The organism is Schaalia odontolytica (assembly GCF_005696695.1).
GTDB classification, from domain to species: Bacteria; Actinomycetota; Actinomycetes; order Actinomycetales; family Actinomycetaceae; genus Pauljensenia; species Pauljensenia odontolytica_C.
In genome coordinates, this window is sequence record NZ_CP040006.1 from 590,675 (window position 1) to 606,430 (window position 15,756).

Here is a 15,756-nt window from a genome sequence, read left to right on the forward strand (position 1 = left end):
CATACCCTGGGTTTATGACACCTGAGATCACCGACCCGGCCGTCCGCGCAATCGCCGAGGAGATCGCCGCAGACCCGGCCAATGCCTCGTTCACGAAGAGAGGCGTGAAGCCGTTGTTCTACGCGGGGCCTCAGTGCCGCATCATGATCGTCGGTCAGGCACCCGGGCGAGTCGCCGAAGAGACCGGCATCGTGTGGAACGACCGCAGCGGCGACCGTCTGCGCGACTGGATGGGCGTCGATAGGGACACCTTCTATGAGTCCGGGAAGCTCGCGATCGTCCCCATGGACTTCTACTTCCCGGGTACGGGAAAGAGCGGCGACCTGCCTCCGCGCAAGGACTTCGCCGACACGTGGCACCCGCGCCTGCTCGAGCTCATGCCGAAGCTCGAGATGACGATCCTTGTCGGTGCGTACGCCACCAGGCGCTACCTCGGTCTGAAGTCTTCGGCCTCGCTGACCGAGGTCGTGCGCGACTACAAGCAGTATCTGCCCACCTACTTCCCGCTGGTCCATCCCTCGCCGCGCAACCAGATGTGGATGAAGAAGAACCCCTGGTTCGCCGCCGACGTGCTGCCCGACCTGAAGGAGCGCGTCGCCTCCCTGCTCGCCTGACGAGGCCGGGGCCGGGCTGGGTGGTGCACACTAGAGCGCATGAACGATCTGCGCATCCCTCCCGGGCCCGGCTGCCCGCGCGGCCTCGTCGTGCCCGCGGGGGATCTGGTCGAGCGCTTCTCTCATGCGTCGGGCCCCGGTGGGCAGGGCGTCAACACCGCGGATTCGCGGGTGCAGCTCAGCCTGGACCTCGCTGCGACAGTCGCGCTGAATGACGAGCAGCGCGAGCGAGCCCTGTCGGTGCTCGGCGAGCGACTCACCGGGACCGTCCTGACCATCACCGCCGCCGAGACCCGTTCCCAGCGCCGCAACCGCGCCGCCGCGCGCGAACGCCTCGCGGAAGTTCTACGCGCGGCCCTCGTCCCGCCCATCCCGCGGCGCGCCACGAAGCCGACGCGCGCGTCTAAACTGCGCCGCCTCGCGGACAAGAAGAGGCGCTCGGAGGTCAAGGCGCGCAGGCGCCGCCCGGATGCGGACTAAGAAGAACGAGGCCGAGGCCGCCTACGCCCACTCGCTCCCGTCGGTGCGCCAGCCGATAAACACCCAGGTGACGGGCAGGAGGTAGTCCAGAACCCAGTGTTCCCGTGCCACCTCAGAGGGATCAGCGGGAGCCTCGCGAACGATATGCTGGGCCGCGTAGGCATCGAAAAGTCGCTGCTCGCGCGCGGTGAATGGCTCTGGGCCGGCCAGGCGACGAAGGTCCGCGCGGGCCTCATCGAAGGAAGAAAAACGCATTGGGCGGAAGGTGCGTGTGGTCGCGAAAACCGGGATCCGCCCCAGGGATGTGAGTGCGCGGGTCACGTCGCGGACGACGTGCGAGCGCCTCGCTGCGCGTCCCAGGTAGGTGAGCAGGCGTGGGTCACGGGACGGGAGCAGGCTGTCGGGCACGACGACCGCCGCGCGTGATCGGGCCGCCGCGTCGAGCTTGCGCACGCAAGCGGGCACGTCCCCGCTCATGAGGGAGCGTGACGCGAAGGCGACATCCACGCTGTTCTCACCCAGGCCCGCCTCCTCCCAGTCGTCCTCCCAGGCGAGTAGGTGGGAGGTGATCGGCAGTTTGTCGGCGGCCGCGCGCTCGTCGAGGATAGCCAGCATGGCCTCGGCGAAGTCGCAGCCGTGGACGCGGTGCCCGGCGCGGGCGAGGGGGACGGCGAGCGTGCCCGTCGCACACCCCATGTCGAGGACCTCATCACCATCTTCGAGCGCGAGGAGATCCAGGAGCCAGCGCTCGTAGTCGATGGTCGCGTCTCTCGTGAACGTCGCGGCCCTCTTGTTCCAATAGGCCTGCGAGTCTCGGTTAATTGTGCTGTTCTGTGTCGACATGAGATAGCCCTTCACTGCGCCTTAAGTGCATGTCTTGATAGAGTTTATGTATGTATAATGACATGCAGAAGGAGGTTCGTGCATGGCAACTGTGAATTTTAGTGTGCGCATGGATGCAGATCTTAAGCGTGAGGTTGAAGCGATCTACGCGGAGCTTGGTATGAATCTGACGTCCGCTGTGAACGCTTTCCTCCGTCAGAGCGTGCGGGTGGGTGGAATGCCCTTCGATCTGCGTCTGAATGAGCAGCAGCGTGAGACTGTCTTGGCGATGTTGGAAGCGGAGCAGCTGGCCTCTGATCCAGGTGTTGAGGCCATGGATGTTGAAGACGCTCTGGCGGAGTTGAAGCGCTAATGACTCTGAAAGTCGTTTGGACAACGAAGTTTAAGCGCGACTACAAGCGTGTGATGAAGCGCGGGCTCGACATCAATCGTCTGGATCAAGTTATCCGAACGTTGGCAGCTGGCGAGGTACTCGCTATCTCGCACCGAGATCATGCTCTCGGGGGTGACTGGCGGGGGCATCGTGAGTGTCATGTTCAGCCTGATTGGCTGCTGATCTATTACGTGGATGGCGAGCGCCTGGTTTTGACCCTCACGCGGACGGGAACCCACGCAGATCTGTTTGGCCTCTAAGCACGGCGCTGCGTGGAATAATGGCCCAATGACTTTTTCTGCCACGCTGCCGAACTTCTCTAGCGACTACCAGGAGGGCGCGCACGCCCGGGTGCTCGACGCCCTCGTCGCCACCAACATGGAACAGTCCGCCGGCTACGGCACCGATGAGCACTGCGAGCGTGCCCGCAACCTGATTCGCGAGGCCTGCCAGGCCCCCGACGCCGACGTGTACTTCCTGGTCGGCGGCACGCAGACGAACGCGACCGTCATCGACGCGATCCTCCTGCCCTGGCAGGGCGTCATCGCCCCCAACACCGGTCACATCAACATGCACGAGGCCGGCATCGTCGAGCGCGGCGGCCACAAGATCCTCGACACCCCCGCCGTCGAAGGCAAAATCAATGCCGCCGACGTCGAACGCATCTGCTCGGCGTGGGAGGGCGATGGCGCGCGTGACCACATGATCGCCCCCGCCCTCGTCTATATTTCGCAGCCCACCGAGTACGGCACCCTCTACTCCCTGCAGGAGCTTGAGGAGCTCTCAGCCGTGTGTCGCAAGCGCGACCTCAAGCTTTTCGTCGACGGTGCGCGCCTCGCATACGCGCTGGCCTCGCCCGCCAACGACGTGACGCTGGCCGACCTCGCGCGCCTGACCGACGTCTTCTACATCGGTGGCACCAAGTGCGGCTCCCTCTTCGGCGAGGCCGTGGTGATCCCCGAGCGCGGATCGATCCGCCAGTTCGTCACCCAGATGAAGCAGCACGGTGCGCTCCTGGCGAAGGGGCGCCTCCTGGGCGTGCAGTTCGAGGCGCTCTTCGAGGACGGCCTCTACCTGACGATCGGCGAGCCCGCCGTTCAGGCCACTGCGCGCATCCGCGAGGCCCTCAAGCGTGCCGGCTACGTCGTCACCATGGATTCGCCGACCAACCTGACCTTCGTGGCCCTCGACCAGGCCGGGCACGAGCGCCTCTCGGACAAGGTGCGTTACAGCATCTGGGAGACCCTGCCCGATGGTCGCTACCTCGCGCGCATCGGCACCTCCTGGGCCACTCCCGAGGAGGACGTGATGGCCTTCGAGCAAGCCCTGGCCCGGTAGCTCGGACGGCAGCCGTCCGGTGGGCGGGCTGGGTGGAACGGGGGAGTGAAGCCGGGTTAGCCTGGGCGCATGACACTCAACGTTGAGACGAACGACTTTTCGGCCCTGACCGCCTCGCGCCGCTCCACGCGCGCCTTTACAGACCAGGAGATTCCCGCCGAGGTCCTCGAGGCGATCCTCGCCGACGCGACGACCGCGCCGTCCTGGTCCAACACGCGCGCCTTCCGCGTCGCCCTGGCCACGGGCGAGCGTGCCCAGCGCCTGCGCGAACACTACGGGCGTCTCTTCGACGAGGAGATCGCAGCCCACGCCCGCAAGGCCGAGGACCCGACCGTGGAGATCCCCGTGCCTGACGGTGACTTCCCGGTGCGCAAGCGCTACCCGGACGAGGTGCGCCCCGCCCAGATCGAGGTCGCGAAGCTCCTCTACGGCATCCACGGCATCGAGCGCGCCGACATCGAGGGGCGCAACCGCGTGAACCGCCGCAACGTCACGGCATTCGACGCGCCCGTCATGGGCTTCGTCTTCGTTCATCAGGACATGCTCCCGTGGAGCGCCTTGGACGCTGGCCTCATGCTCCAGACCCTGTTCCTGTCCGCCAAGTCGCGTGGCATCGACTCCTGCCCGGTCGGCATCCTCGCCACCTGGCGCGAGCCCGTCGAAACCGAATTTGAGATCCCCGAGGGGTACCGGTTCATCACCGGTTTTGCGCTCGGTTACGCGGATCCCGAGGCCCCGATCAACGCGATGCAGGCGCCGCGCCCGCCGATCCAGCTTCTCGAAGGCAAGTAACGCTACGAGCGGTAGACCTCGCGGCGGTGTGCGACGCGCACGACCGTCACGACCAGGATGTCGTCCTCGATTGAGTAGATGATCCGGTAGTCGCCGACGCGGATGCGCCACGCGTTCTCCGAGCTCGCGAGCTTCTTGACTCCGTCGGGGTGAGGAGAAGTGGCGAGCGATTCGATGGCATCCAGCAAGCGGGCGCGCACCGGTCGATCCAGCTTGCGTACCTGTCGCGCCGCCGCTGAGGTGAATTCGACGCGGTACATCGCTAGTCGTTGAGCTCAGCGCGCAGGTCGTCCAGGCTGACGCGCTGCCCGTCGTCGTTGCGTACCGCCTCGCGGAAGGCTGCGAGATCGCGTGCATCCTCGAGTTCTTCCAAGGCCAACAGGTCATCGACGCCGATCACGATTGCCGCGAGGCGGCCGTTCTTCGTCACTCCGATACGCTCGCCGCCGTAGGAGGCTCGTCCGAGGACGTCGGAGAGGTTTGCGCGCAGCTCGCGAGTGGAGAGCGTCGTAGCGAGTGTGTTCATAGTGGCATTTTAGTACATTGTGTACACATCTGCGCCTCTGTTACTCATCGTGAGCGTGAACAATTTCCCACGGACATACCTGACACCCGGGTGAGCGTCTACCGTGGAACGAGGCCACGGCCTCGTGAAACGTTCGCAATCGGAAGGACCCTATGTCCAAGAAGTACCTCTCTGTCGCCTTCGCCTACGTGGGAGTCATTATCGGCGCGGGCCTGGCGAGTGGCCAGGACCTGCTCCAGTACTTCCTCTCCTTTGGCGCGAAGGGCCTGATCGGCATCGCGGTCTTGGGCGTCCTCAACGTCGTCTTCGGCGTGGTCGCGCTCCAGCTCGGCTCCTACTACCGGTCCGGCCACCACGACGAGGTCTTCGAGCGCATCACCCACCCGGCGCTGCGCCGCGTCATCGACGTCGTGCTCGTCTTCTCGGGCTTCGCGATGGGATTCGTGATGCTCGCGGGCGCGGGAGCGAACCTCGAGCAGCAGTTCGGTCTGCCCGCGTGGGCGGGGAGTGCCCTGTGCGCGGTTCTGGTCGTTCTCACGGCCTTCCTGGATTTCGACCGGATCATGAAGGTGATCGGCGTCTTCACGCCTATGATCATCGTTGCGATCACGATCCTCACCATCTACTCGCTGGCCACACCGCACCCGGGCGTCGCGGAGCTCAACGCCGCCGCCACCCAGGTCACCCCGGCACTGCCCAACCTGTGGCTCTCCACGATCAACTACTTCGCGCTGTGCGTCGTCAACGGCATCGCGATGGCCTTCGTGCTCGGCGGTTCGGTGCTGCGCATCGGCGAGGCCCGCCGCGCCGGGCGCATCGGCGGCACCATCATCGCCCTCGTCATCGGCGCGGACGCCCTGTGCCTGTACCTGAACGTGGATCGCATCTGGGACGTGAACGTCCCCGCCCTCGAGATCGCGCGCTCGATCCACCCGGCCTTTGCCTTCGTCTACACGCTCATCATTTTCGCGCTCATCTACAACACGGTCTTTTCTCTGTTCTACTCGACGGCGCGCCGCTTCTCGGGCGGGCAGACCACCCGCATGCGCATCGTCCTCGTCGGCGTGGTCGCCGTGGGCTATGCGGCCTCACTCATGGGCTTCAAGAAGCTGATCGGCGGCATGTATCCGATCATCGGGTGGCTGGGCGTCGCCCTCCTCGTCGTCCTCGCGGTTGGGTGGCTGCGCGAGCGCTCCGCCGTCCTGCGCGAGGAGAACCTGCGTCGCAAGCTCATTCGCGTCCTCGTGCGCAAGCACGCCGACGACCTGGAGTACACGGACGAGCACCGTGCTCAGGCGCGAACCCTTGCCCAGGCCTCGGTCGTTGATGGCACCGAGCTGCGCCGCGAAGCTGACTCGATCGCCGAGCAGATCGCCGACACCCAGGACGACGCCGCCGCCTACGCGCGCGAGGCTCTGCCCGTCGATGAGGCCCTGGTCGAGCAGGCGATCGAGGCCGACCGGGCGAACGACTGAGTCAGCTCACCGGCGAGGCCGTGGCCGCCTCGTGCGCAAGCAGCCAGGCTTTCGCCTCCGCTCCGGCCGCGTAGCCGCCCGGGCCGGTGGCCGCCACGACCCTGTGGCAGGGGCGGATGAGCAGCAAGGGATTACGCCCCACCGCTCCGCCGATCGCCTGGGCCGACGCGGGCACACCTGCGTCCCGCAGCGTGGCCGTGAGGTGCCCGTACGTGCGCGTCGCGCCGTAGGGGATAGCGTCCATTGCCTCCCACACGTGTCTCTGGAAGTCCGTGCCCTCGGGCGCGAGGGGAATGGTGGCGGGGGAGGGGGCCTCGCCCGCGAAGTATCCGTCGAGCCAGGACATCGCCGCGCCCAGAGCCCGCGCGTCCGCCTCGCCCCACCCGGCCCTGGCGCGGACGCTGTCCCGAGAAACGGACGAGGTCAGGTCGAGCGCGGAGCGCGCCGAGGCCTCGCCGATGCCGATGGGGCAGCCGAAGAAACGCTGCCCGACCACCCACAAGCCGACGAGCGAACCGCCCCGCGCGGCCAGCGTGAGGCTGCCGATGGGGGAGTCGTAGGTGGCGAGCGCCGGATCAGAACTGCTCGGGGTGCTCTCGGTAGGCATACGCCCACACTGTCACGGCGACAGTCACAGCGCGAGTCCAGGCATCACGGACGGCGCTCAGTTCGTCACCCTCGAAGCCCTCCGCGAGGAGACGGTGACCGACCTCCACAGTCGGCGCGATGAAGGCGAGCACGTAGCGCAGTGGCACGAATGGCGTCGAGTCCGCCCCATCCGCCGCGTTCTTCGCTGCGGACATGTGCCGTGCGCCGATCAGGTACTGGTAGTCCAACCACGCCTGGTCACGCTCGCGCGTGCACATGTCGATGATCCACTGGGCGAAGCGCGGCTTTGACGCCTGCGCGTACTCGGGGTTCGGCTGCCCGTCCGGGTGCGCGGAATGTGCTGCCAGATACGTCTTCTGAGCCAGAATTCCGCGCCACGTGTCGACCATTTCCATAGCGTGTGGCGCCAGGATGGGTTCTGCTCGTGAGAGCAGCTCTGCGTCACCGGGCTGGACGTGTGCGGCGGCCTCAATCTGGCGTAGATCCTCGAGTGTGAGCGGGGATGTGGGGACGGCATCGGTGCCGTAGGTGTACCCCGACGAGTGGTCGTAAGCGGTCATGAGAACCTCCTTGAACCGATGCGTCGATTGTAGCACGTGCTCTGATCGTGTGGGTCTGTTTGACATTCGGGGATGGTGTCGAGGCCATGCGGTCGGGGCGTGGTACGCCGCGCGAGTTCGCGGCGCCGGTAGCCGACGTGGTGAGATGGCGACGACGCCGGTGGGGTTGCTCGCAATACAATTGACCTATGGAACCCCTTCTTATCGCCCTGGCCGGAATGCTCATCATCGTGGCATGCCAATTCGTCGCGCCCAAGGTGGGCGTGGCGTCGCCGCTGATTCTGCTGGTTATCGGCCTGGCGATTGGCTTCTTGCCGCAGGTGGGCGCCATCGAGATTGAGCCGAACATCATCCTCGAGATGGTGCTGCCACCCCTGCTGTTCTCGGCGGCCGTGCGTATGCCGACCATGGACTTCCGGCGCGAGATGCAGGCCGTCGCGATGCTCGCGATTCCCCTCGTGTTCCTGTCCGCCTTCGCGGTCGGATTCGTTATCAACTGGCTCGTTCCCGCGATCTCCCTGCCCTGGGGTGTCGCGCTGGGCGCGGTCCTGTCGCCGACGGACGCGGTCGCCATCTCGATCGCGAAACGCTCGGGTGTCTCCCACCGCATCATCACGGTCCTCGAAGGCGAGGGGCTCTTTAACGACGCGACCTCGCTGGTCATGCTCTCCGCAGCGATGAGCGCCGGCCTGGCCGCCGACGAACACGCCCTCCACCCGGGCCCGCTCATCGGTAAGGTCGCCATCGCCCTCGGCATCGCTGCGGGTATTGGCTGGGTCGTCGGCGAGGTCGGCGTGCGTCTGCGCGCCCTCATCAAGGATCCCTCGGCCGACACGGTTTTCTCCTTCGCGATGCCCTTCATCGCATCGGTCCCCGCCGAGCACCTGGGAGGGTCCGGCCTCGTTGCGGCCGTCGTCGCCGGACTGGTCGTCTCGAGCCGACGCGCGGCCGTTATCTCCGCGGCGAACAGGCGTTTCTCCCAGCAGAACTGGCAGACCATGACGCTCGTCTTGGAGAGCGGGATCTTCCTGACGATGGGCCTGCAGGCCTTCGGCATTGTCGAGGAGACCGCCGCGTTCTCCGGCGGCTTGGCCTTCGCCGCGTTCCTCGCCGTCATCCTCGGCGCGCTCATCATGGTGATGCGAGCCATCTTCATCGCCATCATGCTTGCCTGGCTGGACCACCGCCGTACCCACCGTCAACGCCGCTACGAAGTTGAGAACTCGCGAATCGCGCGCTTCGAGAAACGCATGAACAAGGCCTGCGAAGTCGACGCCGACATGCTCGAGGCCCGCGACCTGAGTCCCGAACACTGGGAAGACGCGCTTAACCACTATCGTCGCCGTCTCAAGCGGCGCGCGCGCCGCAACGCGATGCGCGGATCGGACCTGGACTACTTCGCGAATGAGCCGCTGGGGCCGCGCGAGGGCAGCGTCATCGTGTGGGCGGGCATGCGAGGTGCGATCACCCTGGCCGCCGCGCAAACTATCTCGACGCATGCGCCGATGCGCGCGCTGCTGCTCACGATCGCCCTGTTCATCGCGGCGGGTGCCCTCGTCATCCAGGGCCTGACCCTGCCCGGACTCATTCGCATCGTCAAGCCCCAGATGGCCACGGGCGATATCTCCGAGGAGGAGCGCGCCAAGCTCCTGAAGGTGATGGGCTCCGCGCTGGTGGACACCGCCCTCGCCCAGGCGATCCACGAGGTCGACGGCCAGACCCTGCTGTCGGCCGGCGTCTCGCGCACACTCTCCCGGCTGGGGCATGCACTTACTGACGAGGGCATGGGTGAGCAAGTGCGGACGGCGCACGCTGCAGACCGCGTCCTCACGGACATCCTCCAGGATGCCGCCGGCGACAGCGACGACGATGGCCACGGCACCGTCGACATGAGCGAGGAGGAGGTTGAGCGTTCCTTCACGCGCGACCAGATCCGTGAACTGGCGCTGGAGGCCATTCACGCCCAGCGCGACGCCCTCCTGCAGGCCCGCGACGAAGGCATCTTCTCCTCGGCCGCCCTGGAAGGCGCGCTCGCGCGACTCGACAACGAGGAAATCCTCCTGGTCTCGAGCAGCGGCGTCGGCCACTGACCCCGGGGAGGGCGTTAAACCGTCGTCACCCGCGACGCGTACGCCGGGTCGTCGGTCACCGAATTGAGCGCCTCCTCCAGGCGCTGTGGGCTCACGATCCCGTCGCGCGCCAGGACCCGGTAGGTCTGGTCGGCCTCGTGCGTGAGCATGTTCGTCACCGTAAAACCGTTGCGCTCGTAGAACTTCAGGCGACGCACGCGCTGCTGGTAGTTCCCGGCCTCGCGCACGACCGGCTCGATCTCGAGCAGCTGCGGCACGTCGCCGTAGCGCTCGCGGAAGTGGGTGAGGATGCGCGAGCCGTAGCCCGCGCTGCGCGTGCGCCCGTCCACCGCGAGGAAACCCAGGTAGAACAGGTCGGGGAAGGCGAAGGAGAAGGTCAGGGCGACCACGTTGCCAGCCCCGTCCTCGCCCGCGGGCAGGGACGGATCGATCCACGCGAGGAAGGAGACCTGGTCCAACTGCGCGCTGTTCAACAACTCAGGGAGGGGGATCTGCTCCTCGGGCGGGAAGGAACGCTCGTAGATTTCCTTGACTTTGTCAGTAATCGGCCCTTCGTTGGGCACGGGAATCTGGGTGAGGTCGGTCATGGGATCAGTCTAGCCGCTCGGTTGTCCGCGCCCCTAGAGGCTGTTCGATGAACGAGGCCCGGGCTGGGTTTTGGGGCCCGCGATGTGACGCGGGAGATACGACTTCAGGGGCTTGTCAGGGGACGATCAGGGGTCAGTCAGTGAACACCGGCGGTCTTGGGCGATGGTCGCTCGCCTAGACTTGTATGCGGATTCAACAGCAGATGTGAGGATGAAGCGTGCTAGAGCTCAAGGAGATCGTCAAGGCCTATCAGACCGCCAACCTCGTGCAGGTGGCGCTCAACAAGGTCTCCGTGGCGTTCCGAGACAACGAGTTTGTGGCCGTGCTGGGCCAGTCAGGCTCCGGCAAGACGACGATGCTCAACGTCATCGGCGGCCTCGACCGCTTCCAGAGCGGCGACCTCGTCATCGACGGCATTTCGACGAAGGACTACAAGGCCCGCGACTGGGACGCCTACCGCAACAACCGCATCGGCTTCGTCTTCCAGGCCTACAACCTGATCCCGCACCAGAGTGTCCTGGCCAACGTCGAGCTGGCCCTGACCCTGTCGGGCGTCTCGCGCTCCGAGCGTCGCAAGCGCGCCCTTGACGCTCTTGAACGTGTCGGCCTGAAGGACCACGTCAACAAGAAGCCCTCGCAGATGTCGGGTGGCCAGATGCAGCGCGTCGCCATCGCGCGAGCCCTCATCAATGACCCCGAGATCCTGCTGGCCGACGAGCCCACCGGCGCCCTCGACTCCAAGACGAGCGTGCAGGTCATGGACCTGCTGCGAGATGTGGCCCGCGACCGCCTCGTCATCATGGTGACGCATAACCCCGAGCTGGCCCACGAGTACGCGACCCGCATCGTTGAGCTGGCCGACGGCTGCATCGTCGCCGACTCTGATCCTTTCGTGCCCACCGCGCAAGACCGGCGCGAAGCCAAGCCCGCGCGCCGCACCTCGATGGGCTTTTTGACGGCCCTGTCGCTGTCGGCCAACAACCTGATGACGAAGAAGGGACGCACCCTCATGACCTCCTTCGCGGGGTCCATCGGCATCATCGGCATCGCCGCGATCCTCGCGCTGGCCAACGGCACCAACGCCTACATCGCAAAAACCGAAGAGGAGACGCTGGGCGCGTATCCGCTGACGATCCAGAAAACCGGTATCGACATGACGGCCGCGCTGTCCGTGTCGGCCTCGGACTCCAAAGACTCCCAGCCTGCGCCCGACGGCAAGGTCGGTGTCTCCAAGCTGCGCACCTTCGCCGACACGATCCGCGACGCGAAGACCAACGACCTGGCCTCCCTCAAGACCTACCTGGACAACAACGGCGGCGACATTAACACGATGGTCAACGCGATCGAGTACGACTACGACATCGTCCCGCAGATCTACCAGTCCGACACGTCCAAGGCGACCGTGCAGGTCAGCCCCGACCAGTCGATGAAGCAGATGGAAGCGGGTTTCGGCTCCGGGGCCTTCTCTTCAATGATGGTCACCAATCCCTTCTACCAGATGCCCGCCACGACCTCGCTGTACACCTCCGCGTACGACGTGGTCGCCGGCTCCTGGCCGAGTGGCGCGAACCAGGTTGTCCTGGTCTTGGACGAGGATGGCAACATCCCCAACCTCTTCGAATACACCCTGGGTCTCAAAGACCACAAGGAATTCGACGACCTCATGCGCCAGTACTACCAGGGCGCCCTGGGGGATAAGAAGCAGTCCGGGACGCAGTCGGGCGCGCAGTCCGGGGCCAGTACCGCGACCTACGACTACTCCGCGATCCTGGGCACGACCTTCCGGCGCGTCAACGCCTTCGACAAGTACACGTGGGACGACACCTACAAGGTCTGGACGGACCGCTCCTCCGACGCGGACTACATGAAGAAGCTCGTGGACGGCGGGCAGCAGCTGACGATCTCCGGCATCGTCAAGCCCAACTCCGACAAGGGCGGTGCCCTGCGCCAGGGCATCGCCTACACGCCCGCCCTGACCTACCAGATCATCGAGGAGGCGGCGGCCAGCCCGATCGTTAAGGCCCAACGCGCCAAGCCCGACGTCGATGTGTTCACCGGCAAGACCTTCAAGGAGCTGGCTGACAACCAGAAGAGCCAGTCCGGCGGCTTCGACATGTCCTCCCTGTTCACGGTGGACGAGTCCAAGCTCTCCGCTGCCTTCCAGATCGACCCCAGCAAGATGCAGATGGACCTGTCGGGCCTGGACTTTTCCGGCATGGACCTGTCCGGCCTCGATTTTTCCAACCTCGATATGTCGGGCATGGATCTGTCGAACATCGACCTGTCGGCCCTTGCCGCCCAGTCCGGCGCCCAGTCCGGCATGACCTTCGACCTGTCCGGCCTCGACTTCGGGGAGCTGAGCAAGGACCTGCCGCAGCTGGCCAACGTCGACTTCCAGACGATCATCCGCTCCGCCCTGGCCGACGGTGCCGTCAAGGACGGTGCAGCCGACTACCTGAGCGCACAAGCCTCCCAGATCGCCCAGGGCTTCCAGGACTACGCCCGCGAGCAGATTGAGGCGGGCGGCACGACGGACTTCGCGACCCTGGCTTCGGCGTACTTCTCTCAGCCCGAGGTGCTCGAGCAGCTGCGAGCGGCCGTCTCCTCGGACAAGGTCGTCGACTCCGACAAGCTCGCCGCGAACCTGACGAAGGCCCTCGGGGACGACCCGGCCCTGGCCCAGATCGGCACCGACGTCTCCACTCAGGTCATGAACGCGATCTCCGCGCAGATCGCCGCCCAGCTGGGTCGCACTCTTACCCAGGGCGTGAGTGCCGTCATCGGTCAGGTCATGCAGGAAGCCATGACGAACGCGATGACCTCGATGATGACGCAGCTGTCGACCGCGATCGGCGACCAGATCGGCGCGACCATGGAGCAGTTCGCCACCAACATGTCCAGCGCTTTCTCCATGGACCCGCAGGCTTTCGCCGACGCTTTCCACTCCAACCTGGACGAGAAGTCCCTCGCGGCCCTCATGGCGACCATGTTCTCCACGAACGTGCCGACGTTGGAGACGAACCTGAGGAACCTGGGGTGGGCGGACATCGCGTCCCCGTCGAACATTTCGATCTACCCCAAGTCCTTCGCGGACAAGGACAAGGTGAAGGCCGCCCTGGACGCCTACAACGCCGACAACAAGGCGGCGGGCGCGACAGATAAGGTCATCACCTACTCCGACGTCATGGGCGCGCTCATGAGCTCGGTGACCAAGATCGTCGACATCATCTCCTGGCTGCTCATCGCCTTCGTGTCGATCTCTCTCGTGGTCTCCTCGATCATGATCTCGATCATCACCTACATTTCGGTCCTCGAGCGCCGCAAGGAGATCGGCATCCTGCGCTCAATCGGTGCCTCGAAGGGCGACGTGTCCCGCGTGTTCAACGCCGAGACCGTCATCGAAGGCCTCTTGGCGGGCCTGATCGGCGTGGGCGTCACCTACGGGCTGTGTGCGGTTGCAAACGGCATCGCGTACTCCTCGTTCAACGTGGAGAACATTGCCCAGCTCTCGCCGCTCACGGCCCTCACACTCATCGCGGTGTCCGTCGGCCTCACCGTGATTGCGGGCGTCATCCCGGCCTCGCGTGCTTCGCGCCAGGACCCGGTCGAAGCCCTGCGCTCCGAGTGATGCACGTGGCCTCGTCCCACCTCGGGACGAGGCCGTGGCGCATCCACAGGGCACGTGCGGCTGCGCTAACCTGGGAGTAACGCTTGTCGTAATAGCCGCGAGGAAAGAGGAATCATGCCCACTCCCGAGAAGCTTGCCACCGACGCCACCGTCGCCATCATGCTGGCCGACGGCTTCGAAGAGGTCGAGGCCCTGGCCGTCGCCGACGTCCTGTACCGCGCCGGCGTGCGCTCCGACCTGATCTCCGTGACCGACGCCCGCCACGTGACCAGCTCGCACGGCATCCGCGTCGTCGCCGATCTCATGCTCGAGGACGTGGACCTGTCCACCTACACCGTCCTCTTCCTGCCCGGCGGCATGCCCGGCACCCTGAACCTGAAGGCCACGCCCGCGATCCAGGCCGAGGTGCTGCGCCGCTCAGACGAGTCCCAGCCCATCGCAGCGATTTGCGCGGCCCCCTCGATCCTGTCCGAGCTGGGCATCCTCGACGGCCGCCACGCGACCGCGAACCCCGCGTTCGTTAAGGCCATCGCTGAGGGTGGCGCGATCGTCCACGAGAACCCGGTCGTCGTCGACGAGCAGATCATCACCAGCCGCGGCGCCGGCACCTCCCTGGAGCTCGGCCTCGAGATCGTTCGTCTCCTCCTCGGCGACGAGGTCGTTGACGAGGTCGCCCGCGGCGTCGTGCTCGCCCGCTGACGCGCGCCCGCCTCGTTCCCGTCCCTCCCCGAAAGGTCACTGCCCTCGCATGAGCCCGCGTAAGCCTCGTCCCTGGCCCGACGCGCCCGCGCCCCTGGCGGCGCCCGTGGTAGACAACCACACGCACCTGCCCACCCACGTCGGCGAGATCCCCCGGCGCGAGGGCGTGGCGCTCAGCCTCGAGGAACAGCTGGATCGTGCCCGCGAGGTGGGCGTCACTCGGATGATCTCGAGCGCCTGCGAGCTGCCCGACTTCGATCCGATGATCGAGCTGGCGCGCGCTCACGAGGGCGTGCGCGTCGCGATCGCGATCCACCCCAACGATGCGGCGCTGCACGCGGGCTGCGCGGATCCTTCGCCCGACGGTCTGGTCCCCGTTGTGCGTGACTACCACGTGCCCCTCGACGAGGCCCTGGCCGCCGTCGAGGCTCGGCTGGACGATCCGATGGTCGTCGCGGTGGGGGAGAGCGGCCTGGATTATTTCCGCACCGCCGACCCGGGCCGCGAGGCGCAGAAGGAATCCTTCCGCGCGCACATCGACATGGCGCAGCGCGCCGGCCTGCCCCTGCAGATCCACGACCGCGACGCCCACGAGGACACCCTCGCGATTCTCGGCGAGCGCGCGAGCGCGGACCAGCGCATCGTCTTCCACTGCTACTCGGGGGACGCGGCGATGGCCGAGCGCCTCGCCGAGCGCGGATGGTACGCCTCCTTCGCCGGCCCTATTACCTACCCCGCGAACTCCGACCTGCGCGCCGCGCTCGCGGTCCTTCCGCGCGAGCTCGTCCTGGTCGAGACCGACGCCCCGTACCTGACGCCCGTGCCGTGGCGTGGCTGTCCCAACGCCTCGTACGTCATGGCGCACACCGTGCGTTTCATTGCGGATCAGTGGGGCGTCAGCGAGGCGGCGGCGTGCGACCAGCTGCGGGCGAACACCGAGGCGGTCTACGGCACCTGGTGAGGGTATCTCTCCTGTGATGAGCGCGGGTTATCGGGCTTCGCGCGACCTTTCTGCGCGCGTTCTCTGACTGGTGAATTGCGTCAAAGTGGTCGCGCGACGGTAACAAATTGGTTACGGTGGGAGTGTCAGTCCGAATTGGCCTGCCCGTCTGATGCGCCCGCAGTCCGCGGGGATGCGTTG

The 15,756-nt window shown here is 66.1% G+C and carries 17 protein-coding genes; 11 read left to right on the forward strand and 6 right to left on the reverse strand.

Annotation, left to right across the window (positions count from 1 at the left end; translation table 11 throughout):
• Window positions 1-14 precede the first annotated feature (14 nt).
• Together FBF35_RS02530 and arfB are read left to right on the forward strand one after the other, a co-directional pair.
• On the forward strand, window positions 15-614 hold the full coding sequence (locus FBF35_RS02530) for a uracil-DNA glycosylase family protein (protein WP_060566480.1): 600 nt from the start codon (window positions 15-17) through the stop codon (window positions 612-614).
• A 39-nt stretch (window positions 615-653) separates the two neighbouring features.
• A complete protein-coding gene (gene arfB / locus FBF35_RS02535; protein ID WP_060566481.1) occupies window positions 654-1,094 on the forward strand; it encodes an alternative ribosome rescue aminoacyl-tRNA hydrolase ArfB in 441 nt (146 codons plus the stop codon).
• A 21-nt stretch (window positions 1,095-1,115) separates the two neighbouring features.
• Here the strand turns inward: arfB and FBF35_RS02540 are convergent, their stop codons facing one another.
• On the reverse strand, window positions 1,116-1,937 hold the full coding sequence (locus FBF35_RS02540) for a class I SAM-dependent methyltransferase (RefSeq protein WP_060567155.1): 822 nt from the start codon (window positions 1,935-1,937) through the stop codon (window positions 1,116-1,118).
• 82 nt (window positions 1,938-2,019) lie between these two features.
• On the opposite strand from FBF35_RS02540, the gene FBF35_RS02545 reads away from it, so the two are divergent.
• The 4 genes from FBF35_RS02545 (at window position 2,020) to FBF35_RS02560 (ending at window position 4,440) form a co-directional block, all read left to right on the forward strand.
• The gene (locus tag FBF35_RS02545) at window positions 2,020-2,289 is read left to right on the forward strand and encodes a type II toxin-antitoxin system RelB/DinJ family antitoxin (protein ID WP_048775138.1); all 270 of its coding nucleotides are present in this window, start codon (window positions 2,020-2,022) and stop codon (window positions 2,287-2,289) included.
• Entirely contained in the window at window positions 2,289-2,570 is a 282-nt protein-coding gene (locus tag FBF35_RS02550) for a type II toxin-antitoxin system YafQ family toxin (protein ID WP_060566482.1), read from the forward strand. The genes FBF35_RS02545 and FBF35_RS02550 overlap by 1 nt, the downstream gene beginning before the upstream one ends.
• A 28-nt stretch (window positions 2,571-2,598) precedes the next feature.
• Window positions 2,599-3,648, forward strand: coding sequence for a threonine aldolase family protein (locus FBF35_RS02555; RefSeq protein ID WP_060566483.1), 1,050 nt, complete (start codon window positions 2,599-2,601; stop codon window positions 3,646-3,648).
• 69 nt (window positions 3,649-3,717) lie between these two features.
• Window positions 3,718-4,440, forward strand: coding sequence for a nitroreductase (locus tag FBF35_RS02560; protein ID WP_060566484.1), 723 nt, complete (start codon window positions 3,718-3,720; stop codon window positions 4,438-4,440).
• 2 nt (window positions 4,441-4,442) lie between these two features.
• Here the strand turns inward: FBF35_RS02560 and FBF35_RS02565 are convergent, their stop codons facing one another.
• The gene (locus tag FBF35_RS02565) at window positions 4,443-4,700 is read right to left on the reverse strand and encodes a type II toxin-antitoxin system RelE family toxin (protein WP_060566485.1); all 258 of its coding nucleotides are present in this window, start codon (window positions 4,698-4,700) and stop codon (window positions 4,443-4,445) included.
• Between the two features lie 2 nt (window positions 4,701-4,702).
• Window positions 4,703-4,966, reverse strand: coding sequence for a type II toxin-antitoxin system Phd/YefM family antitoxin (locus tag FBF35_RS02570; RefSeq protein ID WP_060566486.1), 264 nt, complete (start codon window positions 4,964-4,966; stop codon window positions 4,703-4,705).
• A 152-nt stretch (window positions 4,967-5,118) separates the two neighbouring features.
• Here FBF35_RS02570 and FBF35_RS02575 point away from each other — a divergent pair, with 152 nt between their 5' ends.
• Window positions 5,119-6,441: a hypothetical protein gene (locus FBF35_RS02575; RefSeq protein WP_060566487.1), complete on the forward strand. Its 1,323-nt coding sequence runs from the start codon at window positions 5,119-5,121 to the stop codon at window positions 6,439-6,441.
• Window position 6,442: 1 nt separating this feature from the next.
• Here FBF35_RS02575 and FBF35_RS02580 read toward each other — a convergent pair whose 3' ends face one another.
• The gene (locus FBF35_RS02580; protein WP_060566488.1) at window positions 6,443-7,048 is read right to left on the reverse strand and encodes a methylated-DNA--[protein]-cysteine S-methyltransferase; all 606 of its coding nucleotides are present in this window, start codon (window positions 7,046-7,048) and stop codon (window positions 6,443-6,445) included.
• On the reverse strand, window positions 7,017-7,610 hold the full coding sequence (locus FBF35_RS02585) for a protoglobin domain-containing protein (protein WP_048775147.1): 594 nt from the start codon (window positions 7,608-7,610) through the stop codon (window positions 7,017-7,019). Before FBF35_RS02585 ends, FBF35_RS02580 begins: the two co-directional genes overlap by 32 nt.
• 188 nt (window positions 7,611-7,798) lie before the next feature.
• On the opposite strand from FBF35_RS02585, the gene FBF35_RS02590 reads away from it, so the two are divergent.
• Window positions 7,799-9,700 (forward strand): cation:proton antiporter, encoded by a 1,902-nt coding sequence (locus FBF35_RS02590; RefSeq protein ID WP_060566489.1) that lies wholly within the window; start codon window positions 7,799-7,801, stop codon window positions 9,698-9,700.
• 14 nt (window positions 9,701-9,714) lie between these two features.
• Here the strand turns inward: FBF35_RS02590 and FBF35_RS02595 are convergent, their stop codons facing one another.
• On the reverse strand, window positions 9,715-10,287 hold the full coding sequence (locus tag FBF35_RS02595; protein WP_034465788.1) for a GNAT family N-acetyltransferase: 573 nt from the start codon (window positions 10,285-10,287) through the stop codon (window positions 9,715-9,717).
• Window positions 10,288-10,505: 218 nt separating this feature from the next.
• On the opposite strand from FBF35_RS02595, the gene FBF35_RS02600 reads away from it, so the two are divergent.
• From FBF35_RS02600 to FBF35_RS02610, 3 genes are all read left to right on the forward strand, one after another.
• Window positions 10,506-13,916 carry an ATP-binding cassette domain-containing protein gene (locus FBF35_RS02600; RefSeq protein ID WP_060566490.1) on the forward strand — a complete coding sequence of 1,137 codons (3,411 nt, stop codon included), beginning with the start codon at window positions 10,506-10,508 and terminating at the stop codon, window positions 13,914-13,916.
• Between the two features lie 114 nt (window positions 13,917-14,030).
• Window positions 14,031-14,615: a DJ-1 family glyoxalase III gene (locus FBF35_RS02605; RefSeq protein ID WP_060566491.1), complete on the forward strand. Its 585-nt coding sequence runs from the start codon at window positions 14,031-14,033 to the stop codon at window positions 14,613-14,615.
• Window positions 14,616-14,664: 49 nt separating this feature from the next.
• Window positions 14,665-15,576, forward strand: coding sequence for a TatD family hydrolase (locus FBF35_RS02610; protein ID WP_060566492.1), 912 nt, complete (start codon window positions 14,665-14,667; stop codon window positions 15,574-15,576).
• The last annotated feature ends 180 nt before the right edge of the window (window positions 15,577-15,756 follow it).